Genomic DNA, 21,159 nt, shown 5'->3' with positions numbered 1-21,159 from the left:
GAACGCCCCTGACGCGGGGCGGGACTCTCGTGCTGGGGATTGTACGCAACGGGTATCATCAGCCATTGACTGCGCTCAAGCTCAAGGACACACGCACATGGAATGCACGATCGACTGGGGCGGCCCCTCGGGCATGCTCTTCACCGCCAGCACCGGCAGCGGCCACGTGGCCGTGATGGACGGCGCCGTGGACGGCGGCGGCCACAACCTGGCGCCCCGCCCCATGGAAATGCTGCTGGCCGGCACGGGCGGCTGCACCGCCTACGACGTGGTCCTGATCCTCAAGCGCGGCCGGCACGCGGTGAGCGGCTGCAGCGTCAAGCTCCAGGCCGAACGCGCCGACGCCGACCCCAAGGTCTTCACCCGCATCCACTTCGCCTTCACCGTGACCGGCCGCGACCTGCCCCGCGCCGCGGTCGAGCGCGCGGTGCAGCTGTCGCACGAGAAATACTGCTCGGCCTCGGCCATGCTGGAAAAGACCGCAGAGCTGACCTTCTCGGTCGACATCGTCGACACCCGGGAAGCCGCGGCCGCCTGAGGCCCGCCGCGGCCCTGCCCGCCGGCATGGTGTAATTCAGCCTCCGCACCGTTTATTTTTACCGTCCCGCCGCGACGCGCTCGCGGCGGGACGTCATGCGCCGCCCTGCCCGACAGGACGGCGCCAGGGACCGCCATGAAACAATACCTGGACCTCGTTCAATCCATCCTGGACACCGGCGCGTGGCAGGAGAACCGGACCGGCATACGCACCCTGAGCATGCCAGGGGCCTCGCTGCGCTTCGACCTGCAAAAGGGCTTCCCGGCGGTCACCACCAAGAAACTGGCGTTCAAGTCCGCCATCGGCGAACTGGTGGGCTTCCTGCGCGCCACGCGCAGCGCGGCCGAGTTCCGCGAACTGGGCTGCAAGGTCTGGGACCAGAACGCCAATGAAAATGCCCAGTGGCTGGCCAACCCCTATCGCGAAGGCCCGGACGACCTGGGCCCGGTATACGGCGTCCAGTGGCGCCAGTGGCCTGCCTACAAGGTGCTCGACGCCGGTCGTCCGGCGCAGATCGGCGACGCCCTGGCGCGCGGCTACGCCAAGGTCGCGGACCTGGACGAAGGCGGCGCCCCCAAGGTGCTGCTCTACAAGGCCGTCGACCAGCTGCGCCAGTGCCTGGACACTATCCACGAGCGCCCCGGCGATCGCCGCATCCTGTTCCACGGCTGGAACTGGGCCCAGATCGAGGAAATGGCGCTGCCGCCCTGCCACCTGCTCTACCAGTTCCTGCCGAACGCCAGCACGCGCGAGATCTCGCTGTGCCTGTACATCCGCTCCAACGACGTCGGCCTGGGCACGCCCTTCAACCTGACCGAGGGCGCGGCGCTGCTGCACCTGGTCGGCCGGCTGACGGGCTACACGCCGCGCTGGTTCACGTATTTCATCGGCGACGCGCACATCTACGAGAATCACCTGCCGATGCTGCGCGAACAGCTCAGCCGCACGCCCTTCGAGGCCCCTCGCCTGGTGCTGTCCGACCGCATCCCCGACTTCGCCGTCACCGGCCGCTACGAGCCGGAATGGCTGGAAAAGGTCGAGCCGGGCGACTTCACGCTGGAAGGGTATACGCACCACGCACCGCTCACGGCGCCGATGGCTGTGTAGGAGGGGGCCCCCCCGAGCGCTGCGCGCTCCCCCCAGGGGCGCCGCTGCGGACCGGCAAAGCCGGCTCCGCGCGGCCCCGGTCGTGTGAGGCCTTGCGAAATTGACGGTTGTCGCCATAGCTTGGGCTCCTGGCCGGCTATGGCCTTGGGGTCCCGATCGGCGTCGCATGGCGTGGCGCTGACCGCGCCGCGCTTGGGTAAGCGCAAGCGCGGCGAAGCTGGAGCGCATCGCTGCCGCGCGAAGTGAAGATTGGTGAGCTTCTGAAAGCCCGTTTTCTGTATAACCCATCCCTTAGCCCCGGACGCGCGTCCAGCATGGCACGCGCCCCGTTGCTGCCGAACGGCCCCTGCTGCGCCGTGCCCGTCGCTCGCCGCGCGACCGGGCGACATCCGGCCTTGCCGGTCGCCCTCGTTGCCCGGCCGCAGCCCCCCGCCCAAAGTAAAGAAAGAGAGTACGTGAATCCCCAGCGTCGACAGCAAGGATTGCCCTGCGGGCTATTTGCAACTGTTGACTACGAATTGATGTGAATTGAGGCCGGCGCGGCGGCGGTATGCGCCCAGGACAGGACCCCAAAAATGCTCGTTGGAACATATAACCCTTCGCTCGTCCTCGTATCCCTAGGGGTCGCCGTCCTGGCGTCATATACAGCGTTGGGCATGGCGAACCGCGTGCGCGCGGCCAACGGCCTGCCGGCGGCGCGGTACTGGCTGTCGGGCGGCGCGTTCGCGATGGGCATCGGCATCTGGGCCATGCATTTCGTCGGCATGCTGGCCTTCAGCCTGCCCATCGACATGGGCTACGACATCCCCCTGACCCTGCTGTCCCTGGCCATCGCCATCGGCTGCTCGGCCTTCGCCTTGTGGACGGTGTGCCGCGACGAACTGCCGCGACGCCGCCTGGCGGTCGGCGCCCTGCTCATGGGCGCGGGCATCGCCGCGATGCACTACGTGGGCATGGCCGCGATGCGCATGCAGCCCGGCATCGTCTATCACGGCGGCTGGTTCGCGCTGTCCATCCTGATCGCCGTGGCCGCGTCGGGCGCGGCGCTGTGGATCACCTACCGGCTGCGCCACGACGGGCCGCGCATGGCGTTTTCGCGGCCGCTGGCGTCGGTGGCGATGGGGCTGGCCATCGTCGGCATGCACTACACCGGCATGCAGGCCGCGGGCTTTCCGGACGATAGCGTCTGCCTGGCCTCCACCGGCGGCCTGTCGGCCGGCTGGCTGGCCATCGCCGTCACCGCCGTGACCCTGAGCGTGCTGGGCATCGCGCTGATCGTGGCGGTGCTGGACAACCGGCTGGAAGCCCGCACCTCGGCCCTGGCATCCTCGTTGGCCGAAGCCAACGAGGAACTGGTGCAGCTGGCCCTGCACGACACGCTCACCAAGCTGCCCAACCGCATCCTGCTCGAAGACCGCATGGAGCAGGCCATCGAAAGCGCCAGCCGGCGCAAGGGCTATTTCGCGGTGCTGTTCTTCGACCTGGACGGTTTCAAGGCGGTCAACGACGCCTACGGCCACCATACCGGCGACGCACTGCTCATCGACCTCGCACAACGCATCCGCCAGACCCTGCGGACGCAGGACACCGTGGCGCGGCTGGGCGGCGACGAGTTCATCGTGCTGAGCGAAGTGGGCGAGCCGACCGACGCCGCCAGCGTGGCCGACCGCCTGATCAACGCCATCGCGCGGCCCGTGACGGTCTACGGCCACGAAGTGCTGGTGACATCCAGCGTGGGCATCGCCATCTATCCCAACGACGGCGAGGACACCCACGCGCTGCTGACCAACGCCGACGCCGCCATGTACCACGCCAAGCGCCTGGGCGGCACCGGCTACAGCTTCTTCGAGCCGTCGATGAACGCCGACGCGCACGAACAGATCGAGCTGCTGCACGACCTGCGGCTGGCGCAGGAGCGCGGCCAGTTCGTGCTGCACTACCAGCCCAAATATGAAGCGCCGGCCGGCCCGATCATCGGCGCCGAGGCGCTGTTGCGCTGGAACCATCCCACGCGCGGCCTGGTCGGCCCGGACCTGTTCATTCCCACGGCGGAAAAGACCGGCCTGATCCTGTCGATCGGCGACTGGGTCATCAATGAAGCCTGCCGCCAGATGCGCGAATGGATCGACGCGGGCCAGAGCCACTGGACCATCGCCGTCAACATCTCGGCGCTGCAGTTCGCGCACGCCGGCCTGGTCGAGACGGTGCGCGGCGCACTCGCCCGGCACAACGTGCCGCCGTCCTGCCTGACGCTGGAAGTGACCGAATCCACGGCCATGCGCGACGCCGAGGCCAGCCTGGCGGTGCTCAAGCGCCTGTCCGGCCTGGGCGTGACCATTTCCATCGACGACTTCGGCACCGGCTATTCGAGCCTGCTGTACCTGAAGCGACTGCCGGCCACCGAGCTGAAGATCGACCGCGGCTTCGTGAATCAGCTGGAGAACGACAACGAGGATGCGGCCATCGTGTCCGCCATCGTCGCCCTGGCGCAGCAACTGAACCTGCGCATCGTGGCCGAAGGCGTCGAGACCACCGCACAACAGAAGTTCCTGACCGGCCTGGGTTGCGACTCGCTGCAGGGCTTCCTGCTGGGCAAGCCCATGCCTGCCACCGAGTTCCTCGAACACGCGAATATCTGACCCCCCCAAGCGCCTGCGGCGCTACCCCCAGGGGCGCCACATGCGGACCGGCAAAGCCGGCTCCGCAGTGGCCCCCCGCTGCGGGGCGCTTGCGGTGAGCGGTGGGTGTGCCTCGTGGATGCACCTCATCGGGGTGCCTTGCGGGTATGTCTCGTTGATGTGGGCGAGCGCGGTACGTTGAAGGGTCGCGCGTCGGCGCGCGCGGATTTGCTACGCTTACGGCAGTGCGCGCTTGCCGCGCCGTCCTTGAACCTCGCCATAGCGTCCGCATGACTCCCAGCCTGACCCTGATCGTCGCCTATTCCGACAACCGCGCCATCGGCCGCGACAATGCCCTGCCCTGGCGGCTGCCGGGGGATCTGGCGCATTTCAAGCGCAGCACGCTGGGTCACCCCATCATCATGGGGCGCAAGACCTGGGATTCGCTGGGGCGGCCGCTGCCGGGGCGCGCCAATATCGTCGTCAGCCGCAATCCGGATTTCGCGCCGGAGGGCGCCATCGTGGTGGCGTCGCTGGAAGCGGCGGCGCAGGCCTGCGGCGATGTCGCCGAGGCCTTCGTCATCGGCGGCGCGCAGATCTATGCGCAGGCCCTGCCGCTGGCGCGCCGCGTGCTAGCCACCGAGGTGCATGCCCAGGTCGAGGGCGACGCCTTCTTCCCGCTGCTGCCGGCCTTCCAATGGAAGGAAAGCGCGCGCGAGCGGCAGCCGGCCGAGAACGGCTACGAATACGACTTCGTGACCTACGAGCGCGCCTGAACGGGCGCGCCGCGCGAGCCGGCCCTCAGGCGGCGCCGGCGTTGCGCATGAAGCGCCACAACGCCGGCGCTTCCGAGTACGCGACGTTGAAGCGCACCCAAGGCGTGTCTGCCTCGTCGGCCTCGAAGTAGGAGCCCGGCGCCAGCCAGATGCCGTCCTTCAAGGCCATCTCGGCCAGGCCGTTGGCGCCGCGCCCGCGCCATTGCCCCGCCACTTTCGCCCACAGGAACAGGCCCGCCTGCGGCCGCGTGTGGATGTCGAAGCCATGCGCTTCCATCAGCCCCGCCACGGCGGCGTGCGCCTGTTCCAGCCGCTCGCGGGTGCGCGCGATGTGGGCGCGGTAGCGGCCCTCGCGGATCACCTGGTGCACGATGCGCTCCATGATCTCGGGCGAGGTCAGGCCCACGGCCATCTTGGTGCGCGCGATATCGCGCACCAGGTCGCGATGCGCCACCACATAACCCACCCGCACCGACGGGCTGATCACCTTGGAATAGCCGCCCAGATAGACCACGCGGCAACCGCCGTCCAGCGCCGCCAGCATGGGCGTGACGCCGGGCGCCAGCTCGCGCGAGATATCGTCCTCCACCACCCAGAGCCCGTGCCGCTCGGCCGTCTGCAGGATGCGGAAGGCGTTGGCCATGCCAATGCTGGCGCCGGACGGATTCTGCAGCGCCGTGTTGATGAACAGGGCGCGCGGCCGGTGCTGGGCCGCCACGCGCTCCAGCGCCTCGCAATCCAGTCCATCGGCATTGCGCGGCACCGGCACCACGCGCAGGCCCGCCAGCCGCAGCATCTGCAGCAGGTTGGCGTAGGCCGGCTGTTCCACCACCACCGTGTCGCCGTGGCGCAGCAGGGTGCGGATCACCATGTCCAGGCCGTGCGACACGCCCTGGGTCAGGAGGACCTGCGAGACCTCCACTTCCATGCCCTGCGCGCTGAGGCTGGCGGCGATGGTCTCGCGCAGCGGCGCGTAGCCATAGGGATGGCCGTAGTTGGCGATGCGCATGGCTGGCACCCGGCCCAGGTGGCGCAGGGCCACGTGCAACCCTTCCTCGTTCAGCCATTCCCCCGGCAGCCAGCCGCAGCCGGACTTGATGGGGATGGAATGGTCCGCGAAGATGTCCGACACCAGCCAGCCGGCGTTCAAGCGGGGCGGCTCCCAGGACGGCGTCTCGCCCCGGCGCGCGGGCGCGTCCGGCGAGGCGACCCGGTAGCCCGCTCCGGGCCGGGCCGCCAGCCAGCCCAGCGACACCAGCCGGCTGTAGGCGCTGGCCACCGTGAAGGTGCTGATCTCGTACTGGCGCGCGAGCTCCCGCACCGAGGGTAGGGACATACCCGGACGCAGCACCTGCTGCTCGATGGCGCGCAACACGGCGGCGACCAGCTGCTCGACCAGGGTCGGCCCCTGGCCACGCGCGCGCTGGGGCTGGAAATCGATCATCGGCAAAACTGTACAGTTGTCATGGTTGGAACTATACAGTTAGGGCGCTTTGCACGGATCGTATATTTTCAATCCCGGCCGGACACACCAGAATCATCCGCAATCCCGCCGCCCGCGCCTCGCAGGCCCCGCGGTTTTCCTTTCCCAGGAGTCGCCATGAACGCCCGCGCCCAGCTTCCCGACCTGTCCCATCTGTGGATGCCCTTCACCGCCAACAAGCAGTTCAAGGCACAGCCGCGCCTGCTGGCCGGCGCCAAGGGCATGTACTACACCTCGGCCGACGGCCGCCAGATCCTGGATGGCACCGCCGGCCTGTGGTGCGTGAACGCCGGCCACTGCCGCGAGGAAATCGTGTCGGCCATCGCCAGGCAGGCGGGCGAGATGGACTACGCGCCCGGCTTCCAGCTGGGCCATCCGCTGGCCTTCGAGGCCGCCACCGCCGTCGCCGCCCTGATGCCGGCCGGCCTGGACCGCGTGTTCTTCACCAACTCGGGCTCCGAGTCGGTGGACACCGCCCTGAAGATCGCCCTGGCCTACCACCGCGCCCGCGGCGAAGGCCAGCGCACCCGCCTGATCGGCCGCGAACGCGGCTATCACGGGGTGGGCTTCGGCGGCATCTCGGTGGGCGGCATCTCGACCAACCGCAAGACCTTCTCCGGCGCCCTGCTGCCGGCGGTGGACCATCTGCCGCACACCCACAACCTGGAAAAGAACGCCTATTCCAAGGGCCAGCCGGCCTGGGGCGCGCACCTGGCCGAAGAACTGGAACGCATCATCGCGCTGCATGACGCGTCCACCATCGCCGCCGTGGTGGTCGAGCCCATGGCCGGTTCCACCGGCGTGCTGGTGCCGCCCGTCGGCTACCTGGAAAAGCTGCGCGAGATCACCGCCAAGCACGGCATCCTGCTGATCTTCGACGAGGTCATCACCGCCTACGGCCGCCTGGGCGAAGCCACCGCCGCGCACTACTTCGGCGTCACGCCGGACCTGATCACCATGGCCAAGGGCGTGAGCAACGCCGCCGTGCCGGCCGGCGCGGTCGCCGTCAAGCGCGAGGTGCATGACGCCATCGTCAACGGCCCGCAAGGCGGCATCGAGTTCTTCCACGGCTATACCTATTCGGCGCATCCGCTGGCCGCCGCCGCCATCCTGGCGACGCTGGACATCTATCAGCGCGACGACCTGTTCGGCCGCGCCCGCAAGCTGTCCGGCGCCTTCCAGGAAGCCGCGCATTCGCTCAAGGGCGCGCCGCACGTCATCGACGTGCGCAACATCGGCCTGGTGGCCGGCATCGAACTGGCCCCGCGCGCCGGCGCGCCCGGCGCCCGCGCGTCCGAGGTGTTCCAGAAGTGCTTCGACAGCGGCCTCATGGTCCGCTACACCGGCGACATCATCGCGGTCTCGCCGCCCCTGATCATCGACGAGGCCCAGATCGGCCAGATCTTCGACCAGATCGGCAAGGTCCTGAAAGAGGTCGCATAAAGCGCTTGCACGCGCTACTGTCCCGACCTGAACCGCGGGCGGCCTGAACGGCCGCCCTCGGGCATTTTGAAGAAACCCGCTTCGAGCTTTGCATCCATGAAGAAGATCCCGCATTTCATCAACGGCCAGCACTACGAGGGCCGCAGCAGCCGCTACGCCGACGGCTTCAATCCCGCCACCGGCGAGGTCGTGTCCTCGATTCCGCTGGCCTCCAATGAAGACGTGGCGCTGGCCGTCAGCGCCGCCAAGGCCGCCTTCCCCGCCTGGGCCGAAACGCCGCCGCTCAAGCGCGCCCGCATCCTCTTCAACTTCAAGGCGCTGCTGGACAAGCACCAGGACGAGCTGGCCGAACTCATCACCCGCGAGCACGGCAAGGTCTTCTCCGACGCCAAGGGCGAGGTCACGCGCGGCATCGAAGTGGTGGAATTCGCCTGCGGCATTCCCCATCTGCTCAAGGGCCAGTACACCGACCAGATCGGCGGCGGCATCGACAACTGGAGCATGCGCCAGCCGCTGGGCGTGGTGGCCGGCATCACGCCGTTCAACTTCCCCATGATGGTGCCGTGCTGGATGTTCCCGGTGGCCATCGCCTGCGGCAACACCTTCGTGCTCAAGCCCTCGGAACGCGATCCCTCGGCCTCGCTGCGCCTGGCCGAGCTGCTGCGCGAGGCCGGCCTGCCCGAAGGCGTGTTCAACGTGGTGCATGGCGACAAGCAGGCGGTGGACGCGCTGATCGCGCATCCCGATGTCGAGGCCCTGTCCTTCGTGGGATCGACGCCGATCGCCGAATACATCTATTCGGAAGGCACCCGCCGCGGCAAGCGCGTGCAGGCGCTGGGCGGCGCCAAGAACCACATGGTGGTCATGCCCGACGCCGACCTCGACCAGGTCACCGACGCGCTGATGGGCGCGGCCTACGGCTCGGCCGGCGAGCGCTGCATGGCCATCTCGGTGGCGGTCGCCGTCGGCGACGTGGCCGACAAGGTGATCGAGCGCCTGACGCCGCGCGTCAAGGCGCTGGTGGTCAAGGACGGCATGCAGGGCGACGCGGAAATGGGTCCGCTGGTCACCTCGCAGCACCGCAACAAGGTCGTGGGCTACATCGAGGACGGCGTCGCCTCGGGCGCCACGCTGGTGGTCGACGGCCGCGGCCTGACGGTGCCGGGCAACGAAAAGGGCTTCTTCCTGGGCGGCACGCTGTTCGACCACGTCAAGCCCGCCATGAACATCTATCGCGAAGAGATCTTCGGGCCGGTGCTCTGCGTGGTGCGCGTGCCCGATTTCGCCTCGGCGGTGGCACTGATCAACGCGCATGAATTCGGCAACGGCGTGGCCTGCTTCACCTCCGACGGCGGCGTGGCGCGCGCCTTCGCGCGCCAGATCAAGGTCGGCATGGTCGGCATCAACGTGCCCATCCCCGTGCCCATGGCCTGGCATTCGTTCGGCGGCTGGAAGCGCTCGCTGTTCGGCGACCACCACGCCTACGGCGAGGAAGGCATCCGCTTCTACTCGCGCTACAAGAGCGTGATGCAGCGCTGGCCCGACAGCATCGGCAAGGGCGCTGAATTCACGATGCCTGTGGCTGAGTGAGGGTCCCCCCCCGAAGCGCTTGCGCGCTTCCCCCCAGGGGGCGTCGCTACGGACCGGCAAAGCCGGCTCCGTGCGACCCCGCTTGGGGCGATCTCTTCAGGCGGTGGCGCCACTTCTTGCCAGTCATGACGTCGAGCTCGTTTGAAATATCGTGGATGGAGCAAAGGCCACGCCACAAGCACTGAAACACGCGCGGGGATAAGCACAGCATAGTGTCCCGCGGCGTCCGGACATCCGTATCACAAGGGGAATTTGATGCGTATCGGGATAGGCGGCTTTCAGCATGAGACGAACACGTTCGCGCCGTCGCGCGCGGCGTGGGAGGATTTCGCGGACAAGGGCGGCGGCTGGCCTCGGCTGGTCAGCGGGCCGGCCATGTTCCAGGCCGTGGCCGGCGCCAACATACCGGTGGCCGGCTTCATCGAGGCGATGGGCGCGCATGCGCTGCTGCCCGCCACCTGGGCCGCGGCCAGTCCGTCGGGGCCGGTCACGCGCGACGCCTACGAGCGCATCAGCGCGCTGATCCTGCAAGGGCTGTCGGCCGCGATGCCGCTGGACGGGGTCTACCTGGACCTGCACGGCGCGATGGTGGCCGAGCACCTGGACGACGGCGAAGGCGAGCTGCTGCGGCGCGTGCGTGAACTGGTCGGACCCGACGTGCCCGTCGTCGCCAGCCTGGACCTGCACGCCAACATGACCCGCGAGATGCTGCGCCACGCCGATGCGCTGGTCTGCTATCGCACCTATCCGCACATCGACATGGCCGAGACCGGGCAGCGCGCGGCCGCGCTGCTGGCGGCGCGGCTGCTCGGCGCGCCGCGCGCCTGTAGCGCCCTGCGCCAGCTGCCCTACCTGATTCCGCTGTGCTGGCAGTCCACCGACATCGAGCCCGCGTGCGGCCTGTACCAGCGCCTGGCGGACATCGAGGCGCGAACCGGCGCCAGCCTGTCGTTCGCCACGGGTTTTCCCGCTGCGGATTTTCCCGAATGCCTGCCCGCCGTCTGGGCGCACGCGGCCACCCAGGCGCAGGCCGACGCGGCCGCGAACGAAATGGAACGCGCGGTGCTGGCGGCCGAATCCGCTTTCGGCGGCACGCTGCATGACGCCGACGAGGCCGTGCAGACCGCGATGCGCATGGCGCGCGACGCGTCGCGCCCGATCGTCATCGCCGACGCGCAGGACAATCCCGGCGCGGGCGGCAGCTCCGACACCACCGGCGTGCTGCGCGCGCTGATCCGCCATGGCGCGCGCGATGCCGCCATCGGCCTGATCGTCGATCCCGCAGCGGCGCTGGCCGCGCATCATGCGGGCGCGGGCAACACGCTGCGGATTGCATTGGGTGGACATTCGGGTATTCCCGACGATGCGCCGCTGGAAGCCGAATTCCTGGTCGAGAAGACATCCGACGGCCGCTTCGACACGCATGGCGCGTTCTATCGCGGCTTCCATATGGACCTGGGTCCCAGCGCCTGCCTGAGCCTGGGCGGCGTGCGCATCGTGGTGGCCTCGAACAAGGTGCAGATGGCCGACCAGGAGATGTTCCGCTTTGCCGGCGTGGACCCCGCGCGCGCCGCGATCCTGGTGGTGAAAAGCTCGGCGCACTTCCGCGCCGACTTCACGTCCATCGCCCATGCCATCCTGGTCTGCGCGGCGCCCGGTTCCATGCTGATGGACGCGGCAAAACAACCATGGACACGGCTGCGTCCCGGCATCAGAATGGCACCTTGCGGGCCGGCGTTTTCCAGCCGGCCAGGCAATGCCTGACCCTCTCGCGCCGCCATGCGGCGACGCGCCAACGACGTAGCGGCCGACGAACGCCGCCCACACCGATCCAAGGGGAACATTCATGCTGAAGTTTGTCCGTGCAGCCGCATTTGCCGGCGCGACCCTCCTGATGGCCCACGGCGCCTACGCCGACACGGTCATCAAGTCGGTCATGCATTCGCCGTTGCGCCTGACCGACCCGCACGCCACCACCGCGTACATCACGACGTGGCACGGCTACATGATCTACGACACGCTGCTGGCCACCGACGCCGACAACAAGATCCAGCCGCAGATGCTCGAAAAGTGGGATGTCTCGCCTGACGGCAAGACCTACACCATGACCCTGCGCGACGGCCAGAAGTGGCATGACGGCAAGCCCGTGACGGCCGACGACTGCGTCGCCTCGATCAAGCGCTGGGCCAGCGGCGACATCATGGGCCGCACGCTGCTGAAGTTCACCGACAAGATCGAGATCGTCGACGACAAGACCTTCCGCGTCGTCATGAAGGAACCCACCGACCTGGTGCTGCGCGCGTTGTCCAAGCCCACCGGCACCGCGCCCTTCATGATGCCCAAGCGCATCGCGGAACAGGCCATCGGCCAGCCCATCACCGACATGACCGGCTCGGGTCCGTTCAAGATCGTCGAGTTCAAGCCGGGCGTGAAGACCGTCTACGCCAAGAACGCCGATTACGTGCCGCGCAAGGAACCCGCCAGCGGCCTGGCCGGCGGCAAGGTCGTCAACGTCGACAAGGTCGAATGGAACGTCATGCCCGACGCCCTGACCACCGCCAACGCGCTGCTCGGCGGCGAGATCGACTTCGTCGAGCAGTTCCCCTACGACCTGCTGCCCATGGTCGAAGGCAACAAGGACCTGAAGGAAGAGTCGCTCAGCCCGGTCGGCTACTTCACGATGTACCGCTTCAACTTCAAGTACCCGCCCTTCAACAACAAGAAGATCCGCCAGGCCGCCATGTACGCCGTGGGCCAGGAAGACGTGATGAAGGCGCTGGTCGGCAATCCCAAGTACTGGCGCACCTGCGCCTCGCTGTGGGGCTGCGGCACGCCGCTGGAAACCGACATCGGCAAGGACGTGGTGGTGCCGCAGAACACCGAGAAGGCCAAGGCTCTGCTGAAGGAAGCCGGCTACGACAACACGCCCGTGCTGATCATGCACGCCACCGACGTGGGCACGCTGTCGGCGCAGCCGGTGGTGATCGCGCAGGCGCTGCGCAAGGCCGGCTTCAACGTCAACCTGATGGCCATGGATTGGCAGAGCGTGGCCACGCGGCGCGCCTCCAAGGCCGCGCCGTCCGAGGGCGGCTGGAACATCCACAACACCAACTGGTACGCCACCGACGTGATGGACCCGGTGCGTTCCGCGCCGGCCGCCGCCAGCGGCGATAACGCCTGGTTCGGCTGGCCCGACATGCCGCAGGTCGAAGAGCTGCGTACCAAGTTCGCGCTGACCTCCGACCCGGCCGAGCAGAAGAAGATCGCCGACGAGCTGCAGCGCATCGGCATCGACGAAGGCCTGTACGTGCCGCTCGGCCAGATGTCCGTGCCCACCGTGTATTCGACCAAGCTCTCGGGCCTGGTGCATGCACCGGTGTTCGCGTTCTGGAACGTGAAGAAAGCGCCTTGACGGCAAGTAAGCAGATAGCCTAGCAGCACAAGGGGGAAAACATGCTGGCATTCGTCTCACGCCGGCTCCTCGCGACCATCCCCGTTCTGGTGATGGTCGCGGTGGTGGTCTTTGCAATATTGCGCTCCAGCCAGGGCGACCCGGCCGTCATCATGGCCGGCGACGGCGCCACGCCCGAACGTATCGAACAGATACGCCAGATCATGGGCCTGGACCAGCCGGTGGTGAAGCAGTTCTTCATCTGGGCCGGCAAGCTCGTGCAGGGCGACCTCGGCACCTCGCTGATGTCGGGCGTGCCGGTCACGCAGCTGATCGGGCAGCGGCTGGAGCCATCGCTCAGCCTGGCGGTCCTGACGCTGGTCTTCACGCTGATCGTCGCCATTCCGCTGGGCATCCTGGCGGCCTGGCGCCAGGGCAAGCTGCTGGACCGCGCCGTCATGGGCTTTTCCGTGCTCGGCTTCTCGGTGCCGGTGTTCGTCACCGGCTATCTGCTGATCTGGGCCTTCGCCATCAAGCTGGGCTGGTTCAACGTGCAGGGCTACACGCCGCTGGCCAACGGCTTCTGGCTGTTCCTGCACCGCCTGATCCTGCCCGCCCTGGCGCTGTCCACGGTCTACGTGGCGCTGATCGCGCGCATCACGCGCACCAGCGTCATCGAGGTCATGGGCGAGGACTTCATCCGCACCGCCCGCTCCAAGGGCCTGACCGAGACCGGCGTGCTGCTGGGCCACGCGCTGCGCAACGCGGCCGTGCCCATCGCCACGGTCGTGGGCGTGGGCGTGGCGCTGCTGATCAGCGGCGTGGTCGTCACCGAATCGGTGTTCAACATCCCCGGCCTGGGCCGGCTGGTGGTCGAGGCCGTGCTGGCACGCGACTATCCGGTGATCCAGGGCCTGACGCTGTTCTTCGCCTTTGTCTACGTGTTCATCAACCTCGTCGTCGATTGCGCCTACACGGTGTTCGATCCGCGCATCCGCTACTGAGGCCCCATCATGCAAACCCCCATCGACGCGGCCGACAACACCGCCGCCGCCGACCTGCCGGGCGGCGGCACGCCGCAAACCACCGCCTGGCGCCAGATCCGCCAGGGCCTGCGCAGCTGGCCCGTGATGCTGGCGCTGGCGGTGCTGGTCATCATCGTCGCCATCGCCCTGTTCGCGCCCTGGCTGGGCACGGTCGATCCCGTGCAGATCAACCCGGGATCGCGCCTGAAGCAGCCCTTCACCGAGTTCCTGTTCGGCACCGACGCCTTCGGCCGCGACGTCTGGTCGCGCGTGGCCTACGGCGCGCGCGTCTCGCTGATCGCCGGCCTGGGCGCCGCCGTGGTCAGCGTGGCGCTCGGCCTGGTGATCGGCGTCATCGCCGGCTGGTTCCGCTCGCTGGACGGCCTGATCATGCGCACCATGGACGCCATCATGGCGATCCCCGGCATCCTGCTGGCGATCGCGCTGGTGTCGGTCTCTGGCGCCAGCCTGACCACGGTGCTGGTGGCCATCACCATCCCCGAGATCCCGCGCGTGGTGCGGCTGGTGCGCGGCCAGATCCTGACCGTGCGCGGCGAGCCTTATGTGGAAGCCGCGCTGGCGCTGGGCACGCCGCTGCCCAAGCTGCTGTGGCGCCACATGGTGCCCAGCACCATCGCGCCGCTGACCGTGCAGGGCACCTATGTGTTCGCCTCGGCCATGCTGACAGAAGCCATCCTCAGCTTCCTGGGCGCGGGCGTGCCGCCCGAGATCGCGTCCTGGGGCAACATCATGTCCGAGGGCCGCATGTACTTCCGCATGCTGCCGGGCCTGATCCTGTTCCCCGGACTGTTCCTGTCGCTGACCGTGCTCAGCGTGAACATCCTGGGCGACGCCTTGCGCGACGCGCTGGACCCGAAAATGGTGCGCAGGACCTGACGCCGATGACCTACTCCCCCACTCCCCCCGCGGGCGACACCTCGTCCGCCATCCTGGCCATCCGCAACCTGTCGGTCGAAGTCGCCGGCGCCGGCAGCCGCGTCGTGCGCAACCTGAGCCTGGACGTGCACGCCGGCGAGACCGTCTGCGTGGTCGGCGAATCCGGCTCGGGCAAGTCGGTCACCTCGCTGGCCGTCATGGGCCTGCTGCCCCAGGGCATCCTGAAGATCGGCGCGGGCTCGATCCGCGTCGAGGGCGAGGACGTGGCCACCGCCACGCCGCGCCGCCTGCGCGAGCTGCGCGCCACCCGCATGGCCATGGTGTTCCAGGAACCCATGACCGCGCTCAACCCGGTGCATACGGTCGGCAAGCAGGTCGACGAGGTGCTGCGGCTGCACCGCAAGATGTCCGCCGCCGAGCGCCGCGCCAAGGTGCTGGAGATGTTCCGCTCGGTCCACCTGCCCGACGTCGAGCGCATCTACGACGCCTACCCGCACCAGCTCTCCGGCGGCCAGCGCCAGCGCATCGTCATCGCCATGGCGCTGATCCTGGAACCGCGCCTGCTGATCGCCGACGAGCCGACCACGGCGCTGGACGTGACCACGCAGAAGCAGATCCTGGCCCTGATCAAGGAACTGCAGGTCAAGCACAAGACCGCCGTGCTGTTCATCACCCACGACTTCGGCGTGGTGGCCGAGATCTCCGACCGCATCATCGTGATGAACCGCGGCGACCTGGTCGAAAGCGGCACGCGCCACGAGATCCTGGCCGAACCCAAGCAGTCCTACACGCGGCGGCTGGTGTCCTCGGTGCCCAGCCTGGTGCCGTCGCGCCGCGAGGCGCCCGCCGGCCAGCCGGTGCTGCACGTCAAGGGCCTGGGCCGCACCTATGGCGGCGGCGGCTCGCTGTTCTCGCGCAAGCCGGCGCACGGCGTGGTGGCCGCGGCCGACGTCAACCTGACGCTGCGCAAGGGCGAGATCCTGGGCATCGTGGGCGAGTCCGGCTCGGGCAAGTCCACCATCGGCAAATGCCTGCTGAAGCTGGTCGGCATCGATGGCGGCCAGCTGCTGTTCAACGGCCAGGACATCGCCGCCATGCCCGAATCGCGCTTCCGCCCGATGCGCAAGGACATCCAGATGATCTTCCAGGATCCCTTCGCCTCGCTCAATCCGCGCCACACCGTGGGCCGCATCATCAGCGACGGCCCGCGCGCCAACGGCGTGCCGCAGGCGGCGGCCGAGGCGCGGGCGCGCGAGCTGCTGGCGCTGGTGGGACTGGAGCCATCCGCCTTCGACCGCTATCCCAACCAGTTCTCCGGCGGCCAGCGCCAGCGCGTGGGCATCGCGCGCGCGCTGGCGCTGGAGCCCAAGGTGCTGGTGGCCGACGAATCGGTATCGGCGCTGGACGTGTCGGTGCAGGCCCAGGTGCTGGAGCTGCTGCGCGAGCTGCAGCAGCGCCTGCGCATCGCCCTGGTCTTCATCACCCACGACCTGCGCGTGGCCGCCCAGATCTGCGACGCCGTGCTGGTCATGCATCGCGGCAAGGTCGTGGAACACGGCACGCCGTCGCAGATCTTCGACCGCCCGCAGCACGCCTACACCCGGCAATTGATCGCCGCCGTGCCCGGCCAGCACTGGGATCCGACCCAGGCCCGCGCCCAGGCGGCATGACGACACCCCACACCACACAGGAGACGCATCCATGCAACGCCCCCAGGCCATACCCACCGTGCAGATCGACAACGAATTCGTCACCGTCACCGAATGGCGCTTCCCGCCGGGCGGCGAGACCGGCTGGCACCGCCACGGCATGAATTACGTGGTGGTGCCGCAGACCACCGGCCCGCTGCTGCTGGAAACGCCCGACGGCCCGGTCACCAGCCAGCTGACCGCCGGCGTGTCGTACTATCGCTCGATTGGCGTGGAACACAATGTCATCAACCCGGGCGAAGCCGAGTTCGTCTTCGTCGAGGTCGAGATCAAACAGGCATCGCACTGACGGGAACCCCATGCAAGCCTTTTTCTCCGACGAACAACTGCTGCACGAGCCGCGCCAGTTCATGCGGCTGGGCCGCATCAGCGCGCCCACCGACCTGCCGTCGCGCGCCGGCAGCCTGCAGGCCGCGCTGGCGGCCCGAGGCATCGCGGTGCAGGCGCCGCCCGATTTCGGCCGCGAACCGCTGCTGGCGGTGCACGGCGCCGATTATCTGGACTATCTGGAAAACGCCTACGCCCGCTGGCAGGCCTTGAAGGGACCGGGCGTGGATCCCGGCCCGGAAGTGCTGCCCAACCTGTCGCCCTACCTGAGCGGCCGTGTCGAGGCAGATGGCCGGCCGCCCTGCCCCTCGCCGTCCATCGTCGCACAGACCGGCTATTACCTGAGCGACCTGTCCTGCCCCATCGGCCCGCACACCTGGCGCTCGGCGCTGCGCTCCACGCACAGCGCGGTCGCGGCGGCCGACCACGTCGCGGCGCACGGCGGCGCGGCCTATGCGCTGTGCCGCCCGTCCGGCCATCACGCCCACCGCGACCGCGCCGGCGGCTTCTGCTACCTGAACAGCAGCGCGGCGGCCGCCGCCCGGCTGCGCCGCACGCACGGCCGCGTGGCGGTGCTGGACGTGGACGCGCACCATGGCGACGGCACGCAGCAGATCTTCTACCGCCGCGCCGACGTCATGACGGCGTCGCTGCACGCCGACCCTGCCGGCTACTACCCGTTCTACAGCGGCTATGCCCATGAACGCGGCCATGGCGAGGGCGAAGGCTTCAACCTGAACCTGCCGCTGCCGCATGGGTCCGGCAACGATCCCTTCCTGCGCGCGCTGGACACGGCGCTGGCGGCGCTGGCCGGCCACGCGCCCCAGGCCCTGGTGCTGGCGCTGGGTTTCGACACCTACAAGGACGATCCCATCAGCGTGCTGCGCCTGGACATCGATGCGTACCGCGAGATCGGCGCGCGCATCGGCGCCCTGGGGCTGCCCACCGTGGTGGTGCAGGAAGGCGGCTACATGGTCGAGGCCATCGGGCCGGCGCTGGATGCCTTCCTGCAAGGCCTGGGCCGGAGCTGAACGCCGCGATGCCGCCCCCCGCCCGCTCCGAGGCCCTGCCCTCGCCCGCCGCCGGCACGGCCGCCTCGCGGCGCGCCGGCGTGCTGCTGTTCTTCGCCGCGCTGGTCGCCTTCGCCACCTTCGACGCCGGCGCCAAGCGGTTGCTGGAACACTATCCGGCGCCTTTCCTGAACGTGGTGCGCTACACGGCCGTGGCGACGCTGGCGCTGTTCCTGCTGTGGCGCGCGGGACGGCCGCGCCTGCGCGACGCGCCGTACAAGGGGCTGCTGGTGCTGCGCGGCCTGATGCTGGCCACCGTCGGCACCTGCTTCATGACGGCGCTGATCTGGATGCCGCTGTCCGAAGCCACCGCGATCTATTTCACGTCACCGCTGATCATGGTGGCGCTGTCGCCCTGGCTGCTGGGCGAGCGGGTGCGCGCGGCGCAATGGGCCGCCGTCGCCGTCGGCTTCGCCGGCATGCTGCTGATCGTGCGGCCCGGCGCCGACCTGCCCTGGCTGGGCACGCTGCTGATGGCGGTGTCGGCGGTGAGCTATGCGGTGTTCCAGGTGCTGACGCGCAAGCTCGCCGGCCCGGTGCCGGGACCGGTGCAATACGCCTACACCGCCCTGATCTGCCTGATCGCCACCGCGCTGCCCGCGCCCTTCTTCCTGCCCGATCCCTGGCCGGCGACGCCGGACCTGGCGCTGATCGTGGGCCTGGGCCTGTGCAGCGGCCTGGCGCAGATCCTGCTGATCTCCGCCTTCCAGCGCGTGCCGGCGGCCACGCTGGCGCCGCTGAACTACTTCCAGCTGCTGCTGGCGGTGATCTTCAGCACCTTCTGGCTGCAGCGTCCGCCCGACAGCCTGGCCATGGCGGGCATGCTGCTGATCATGGCGGCGGGCATGTTCCTGGCGCTGCGGCGCTGACGGCGGCCACCGCCGCGCCCGTCCCTTGCCGCCGCGCGGACGATTCAGGTCGTCTGCCGGCGCACCAGTTCGAAACCCAGGTCCACGTGGCGCCGCTCGATGGCCTCGCCTGCCAGGTGGCGCATCAGCAGGCCGGCCGCGGCCAGCCCGATCTCGTAGCGCGGCGTGGCGATGGTGGACAGTGGCGGCGTGGTCCAGGCCGAACCGGCCAGATCGTGAAAGCCCACCAGCCCGATCCGGCCCGGCACGGCCAGCCCCAGCCGCGCGCACTGGAACACCGCGCCCTGGGCCAGGTCGTCGTTGACGAAGAACACGGCGTCGCAATCCGGATGCTCGCGGTGCAGCCGGTCCATCAACTCCGCCCCCAGGCCGATCGAGGATTTCTCCGGCGTCATGATCTCCAGCGCCGGATCATAGGCGCCGGCGTCGCGCAGCGACTGGCGGCAGCCCTCGCAGCGGCGCAGCGAGCGCGGATCGAGCTGCGCGCCCACGATGGCGATGCGCCGGTAGCCGCAATCCAGCAGGTGCCGGCCGGCCGCGTAGCCGGATTCGAACTGCGAGAAGCCCACGCTCATGTCCGCGCCGTCGTCCAGCGTCTCGATGGTGTGGACGGTGGGAATCTGCTGCGCGCGCAGCAGGCTCCAGACGCCGGGCGTGTGGTCGATGCCGGTCAGGATCAGGCCGTCGGGCGCATGCTGCAAATAGGTGCGCAGCAGGTTTTCCTCGGCCTCGGGCGAATAGCCGGTGACGCCGATCAGCATGAGATAGCCCTGGGCGTCCAGCGCCTCCTTGATGCCGCTGAGGATGTCCACGAACACCACGTTGCTCAGCGACGGGATCAGCACCACCACGGTCTGCGAGCGGGCCGAGGCCAGCGCGCTAGCCGCGTGGTTGGGCACGTAGCCCAGCTCCTGGCAGACCTGCGCGATGCGCAGGCGCACGGGCTCGGCCACCTTGTCCGGCGTGCGCAGCGCGCGCGACACGGTGATGGCGCTCACGCCCGCGCGCCGCGCCACTTCCTGCATGGTGACGCGGCCGGCGCGGGTGCTTCGGGGTTTGCGGATCGACATGGGCCTGGGCCTGGACATACCGGGACGGCGGACGGAAGCGCGTAGTCTGAACGAAAGCGCGGGGCTTGCCAAACGGAAAATGTTAGCGCTAACATCCAAAACACAAATACCCGCCGGGACCCGATTCCGGACGGAAAAAACAAGGAGACACCCCCCATGCGAGCTTCCCCGCCCGGCCGGCCCGGCGCATCCGCGCTGGCCCGCGCCGCCGACTGCTGTGCCCGCTTGCAGACCTGGCTGATGGTCGCCTGTCTGGCGGTCATGGTCGTGCTGCTGTTCGGCAACGTCGCGCTGCGCTACCTGTTCAATTCCGGCATCAACGTGTCCGACGAGCTGTCGCGGCTGGCCTTCGTCTGGATGATCTTCCTGGGCTCGGTGCTGGCGCTGCGCGAGCACCAGCACATCGGCGTGACCATGCTGGTCGAGCGCTTCGGCCCGGCCGCGCGGCGCGTGACGCACGTGCTGTGCCAGCTGCTGACGCTGTGGGTGCTGTGGCTGATGGCCGAGGGCAGCTGGACCCAGACCCTGATCGGCCTGGACACGCGGCTGCCGGTCACCGGCCTGCCGCTGGCGGTGTTCAACGCCGCCGCGCTGTATGCGGCGGCGGCCATGGGCCTGCTGACCCTGGTGGACCTGATCCGCGTCCTGGCGGGAGGCCCCCTGCCCGCCGAATCCAGCGCCGAGAATCCGCTGGACTGATCCCCTCCCCACACCGCCCGGACCCGAAAGATGATCCTGACCGTCTTCCTGATCGTGCTGCTGGGGCTGATCGCCCTGGGCATGCCCATCGCCTTCGCGCTGCTGCTCAGCGCGATCGCCATGATGTTCCAGCTGGATTTCTTCGATACCCAGATCCTGTCGCAGAACATGCTTTCCGGCGCCAACAGCTTCACGCTGATGGCCGTGCCGCTGTTCATGCTGGCCGGCGAGCTGATGAACGCCGGCGGCATCTCGCGCCGCATCGTCAACCTGGCCAGCATGTTCGTCGGCCACATCCAGGGCGGCCTGGGCTATGTGGCCATCTTCGCCAGCGTGCTGCTGGCGGCGCTGTCCGGCTCGGCGGTGGCCGACGCCCCCGCGCTCGGCTCGCTGCTGATCCCCCTGCTGCGCGAAAAAGGCTCCGCCGCCGGCCAGGCCCCCGGCCTGATCGCCGCCGGCGGCATCATCGCCCCCCACCACCCCCCCGCCGTCCCCCTCCTCCTCTTCGGCGCCCCCCCCCAACGGTCGGTCCCCCCACTCTTTTTTC

At 68.9% G+C, this 21,159-nt stretch carries 18 protein-coding genes; 16 read left to right on the top strand and 2 right to left on the bottom strand.

Annotation, left to right across the window (positions count from 1 at the left end; all coding sequences use genetic code 11):
• Positions 1-97: 97 nt before the first annotated feature.
• From KDH83_RS09970 to KDH83_RS09955, 4 genes are all read left to right on the top strand, one after another.
• Entirely contained in the window at positions 98-538 is a 441-nt protein-coding gene (locus KDH83_RS09970) for an OsmC family protein (RefSeq protein WP_103271101.1), read from the top strand.
• Between the two features lie 135 nt (positions 539-673).
• Positions 674-1,645: a thymidylate synthase gene (locus KDH83_RS09965; protein ID WP_212314972.1), complete on the top strand. Its 972-nt coding sequence runs from the start codon at positions 674-676 to the stop codon at positions 1,643-1,645.
• Positions 1,646-2,220: 575 nt separating this feature from the next.
• Positions 2,221-4,284, top strand: coding sequence for a bifunctional diguanylate cyclase/phosphodiesterase (locus KDH83_RS09960; RefSeq protein ID WP_212314970.1), 2,064 nt, complete (start codon positions 2,221-2,223; stop codon positions 4,282-4,284).
• Positions 4,285-4,553: 269 nt separating this feature from the next.
• Complete coding sequence (locus KDH83_RS09955) at positions 4,554-5,039, top strand: dihydrofolate reductase (protein WP_212314968.1); 486 nt, start codon at positions 4,554-4,556, stop codon at positions 5,037-5,039.
• Positions 5,040-5,064: 25 nt separating this feature from the next.
• Here the strand turns inward: KDH83_RS09955 and KDH83_RS09950 are convergent, their stop codons facing one another.
• On the bottom strand, positions 5,065-6,483 hold the full coding sequence (locus KDH83_RS09950; RefSeq protein WP_212314966.1) for a PLP-dependent aminotransferase family protein: 1,419 nt from the start codon (positions 6,481-6,483) through the stop codon (positions 5,065-5,067).
• A 156-nt stretch (positions 6,484-6,639) separates the two neighbouring features.
• On the opposite strand from KDH83_RS09950, the gene KDH83_RS09945 reads away from it, so the two are divergent.
• From KDH83_RS09945 to KDH83_RS09900, 10 genes are all read left to right on the top strand, one after another.
• Entirely contained in the window at positions 6,640-7,965 is a 1,326-nt protein-coding gene (locus KDH83_RS09945; protein ID WP_212314964.1) for an aspartate aminotransferase family protein, read from the top strand.
• 96 nt (positions 7,966-8,061) lie between these two features.
• The gene (locus tag KDH83_RS09940) at positions 8,062-9,555 is read left to right on the top strand and encodes a CoA-acylating methylmalonate-semialdehyde dehydrogenase (RefSeq protein ID WP_212314962.1); all 1,494 of its coding nucleotides are present in this window, start codon (positions 8,062-8,064) and stop codon (positions 9,553-9,555) included.
• Between the two features lie 255 nt (positions 9,556-9,810).
• Positions 9,811-11,319, top strand: a complete 1,509-nt coding sequence (locus KDH83_RS09935) for a M81 family metallopeptidase (protein ID WP_212314958.1) — start codon at positions 9,811-9,813, stop codon at positions 11,317-11,319.
• Between the two features lie 82 nt (positions 11,320-11,401).
• Complete coding sequence (locus KDH83_RS09930; RefSeq protein WP_212314957.1) at positions 11,402-12,967, top strand: ABC transporter substrate-binding protein; 1,566 nt, start codon at positions 11,402-11,404, stop codon at positions 12,965-12,967.
• A gap of 41 nt (positions 12,968-13,008) precedes the next feature.
• On the top strand, positions 13,009-13,950 hold the full coding sequence (locus KDH83_RS09925; protein ID WP_212314956.1) for an ABC transporter permease: 942 nt from the start codon (positions 13,009-13,011) through the stop codon (positions 13,948-13,950).
• A gap of 9 nt (positions 13,951-13,959) precedes the next feature.
• Positions 13,960-14,868 carry an ABC transporter permease gene (locus KDH83_RS09920; protein ID WP_212314955.1) on the top strand — a complete coding sequence of 303 codons (909 nt, stop codon included), beginning with the start codon at positions 13,960-13,962 and terminating at the stop codon, positions 14,866-14,868.
• A 5-nt stretch (positions 14,869-14,873) separates the two neighbouring features.
• A complete protein-coding gene (locus KDH83_RS09915; protein ID WP_212314953.1) occupies positions 14,874-16,538 on the top strand; it encodes an ABC transporter ATP-binding protein in 1,665 nt (554 codons plus the stop codon).
• Positions 16,539-16,569: 31 nt separating this feature from the next.
• On the top strand, positions 16,570-16,866 hold the full coding sequence (locus KDH83_RS09910) for a cupin domain-containing protein (protein WP_212314951.1): 297 nt from the start codon (positions 16,570-16,572) through the stop codon (positions 16,864-16,866).
• A 10-nt stretch (positions 16,867-16,876) separates the two neighbouring features.
• On the top strand, positions 16,877-17,935 hold the full coding sequence (locus KDH83_RS09905) for a histone deacetylase family protein (RefSeq protein WP_212314949.1): 1,059 nt from the start codon (positions 16,877-16,879) through the stop codon (positions 17,933-17,935).
• A gap of 8 nt (positions 17,936-17,943) precedes the next feature.
• The gene (locus KDH83_RS09900) at positions 17,944-18,843 is read left to right on the top strand and encodes a DMT family transporter (protein WP_212314947.1); all 900 of its coding nucleotides are present in this window, start codon (positions 17,944-17,946) and stop codon (positions 18,841-18,843) included.
• A 44-nt stretch (positions 18,844-18,887) separates the two neighbouring features.
• Here the strand turns inward: KDH83_RS09900 and KDH83_RS09895 are convergent, their stop codons facing one another.
• Positions 18,888-19,913 (bottom strand): LacI family DNA-binding transcriptional regulator, encoded by a 1,026-nt coding sequence (locus KDH83_RS09895; RefSeq protein WP_212314946.1) that lies wholly within the window; start codon positions 19,911-19,913, stop codon positions 18,888-18,890.
• Positions 19,914-20,069: 156 nt separating this feature from the next.
• On the opposite strand from KDH83_RS09895, the gene KDH83_RS09890 reads away from it, so the two are divergent.
• Together KDH83_RS09890 and KDH83_RS09885 are read left to right on the top strand one after the other, a co-directional pair.
• Positions 20,070-20,612 carry a TRAP transporter small permease gene (locus tag KDH83_RS09890; protein ID WP_212314944.1) on the top strand — a complete coding sequence of 181 codons (543 nt, stop codon included), beginning with the start codon at positions 20,070-20,072 and terminating at the stop codon, positions 20,610-20,612.
• Positions 20,613-20,642: 30 nt separating this feature from the next.
• On the top strand, positions 20,643-21,159 hold a 517-nt coding region (locus KDH83_RS09885), incomplete at its 3' end, for a TRAP transporter large permease subunit (RefSeq protein WP_212314942.1).

The sequence above is a fragment of the Achromobacter sp. Marseille-Q0513 genome, from assembly GCF_018195695.1.
GTDB lineage: Bacteria > Pseudomonadota > Gammaproteobacteria > Burkholderiales > Burkholderiaceae_B > Achromobacter.
This window is presented reverse-complemented; position numbering and strand designations above follow the sequence as displayed.

Coding starts and splice junctions, on each gene's coding strand:
- KDH83_RS09895 (WP_212314946.1), bottom strand. CDS start 19,913: ATGTCGATCCGCAAACCCCGAAGCACCCGCGCCGGCCGCGTCACCATG.
- KDH83_RS09900 (WP_212314947.1), top strand. CDS start 17,944: ATGCCGCCCCCCGCCCGCTCCGAGGCCCTGCCCTCGCCCGCCGCCGGC.
- KDH83_RS09950 (WP_212314966.1), bottom strand. CDS start 6,483: ATGATCGATTTCCAGCCCCAGCGCGCGCGTGGCCAGGGGCCGACCCTG.
- KDH83_RS09945 (WP_212314964.1), top strand. CDS start 6,640: ATGAACGCCCGCGCCCAGCTTCCCGACCTGTCCCATCTGTGGATGCCC.
- KDH83_RS09955 (WP_212314968.1), top strand. CDS start 4,554: ATGACTCCCAGCCTGACCCTGATCGTCGCCTATTCCGACAACCGCGCC.
- KDH83_RS09930 (WP_212314957.1), top strand. CDS start 11,402: ATGCTGAAGTTTGTCCGTGCAGCCGCATTTGCCGGCGCGACCCTCCTG.
- KDH83_RS09905 (WP_212314949.1), top strand. CDS start 16,877: ATGCAAGCCTTTTTCTCCGACGAACAACTGCTGCACGAGCCGCGCCAG.
- KDH83_RS09890 (WP_212314944.1), top strand. CDS start 20,070: ATGCGAGCTTCCCCGCCCGGCCGGCCCGGCGCATCCGCGCTGGCCCGC.
- KDH83_RS09940 (WP_212314962.1), top strand. CDS start 8,062: ATGAAGAAGATCCCGCATTTCATCAACGGCCAGCACTACGAGGGCCGC.
- KDH83_RS09925 (WP_212314956.1), top strand. CDS start 13,009: ATGCTGGCATTCGTCTCACGCCGGCTCCTCGCGACCATCCCCGTTCTG.
- KDH83_RS09910 (WP_212314951.1), top strand. CDS start 16,570: ATGCAACGCCCCCAGGCCATACCCACCGTGCAGATCGACAACGAATTC.
- KDH83_RS09960 (WP_212314970.1), top strand. CDS start 2,221: ATGCTCGTTGGAACATATAACCCTTCGCTCGTCCTCGTATCCCTAGGG.
- KDH83_RS09965 (WP_212314972.1), top strand. CDS start 674: ATGAAACAATACCTGGACCTCGTTCAATCCATCCTGGACACCGGCGCG.
- KDH83_RS09970 (WP_103271101.1), top strand. CDS start 98: ATGGAATGCACGATCGACTGGGGCGGCCCCTCGGGCATGCTCTTCACC.
- KDH83_RS09915 (WP_212314953.1), top strand. CDS start 14,874: ATGACCTACTCCCCCACTCCCCCCGCGGGCGACACCTCGTCCGCCATC.
- KDH83_RS09920 (WP_212314955.1), top strand. CDS start 13,960: ATGCAAACCCCCATCGACGCGGCCGACAACACCGCCGCCGCCGACCTG.
- KDH83_RS09935 (WP_212314958.1), top strand. CDS start 9,811: ATGCGTATCGGGATAGGCGGCTTTCAGCATGAGACGAACACGTTCGCG.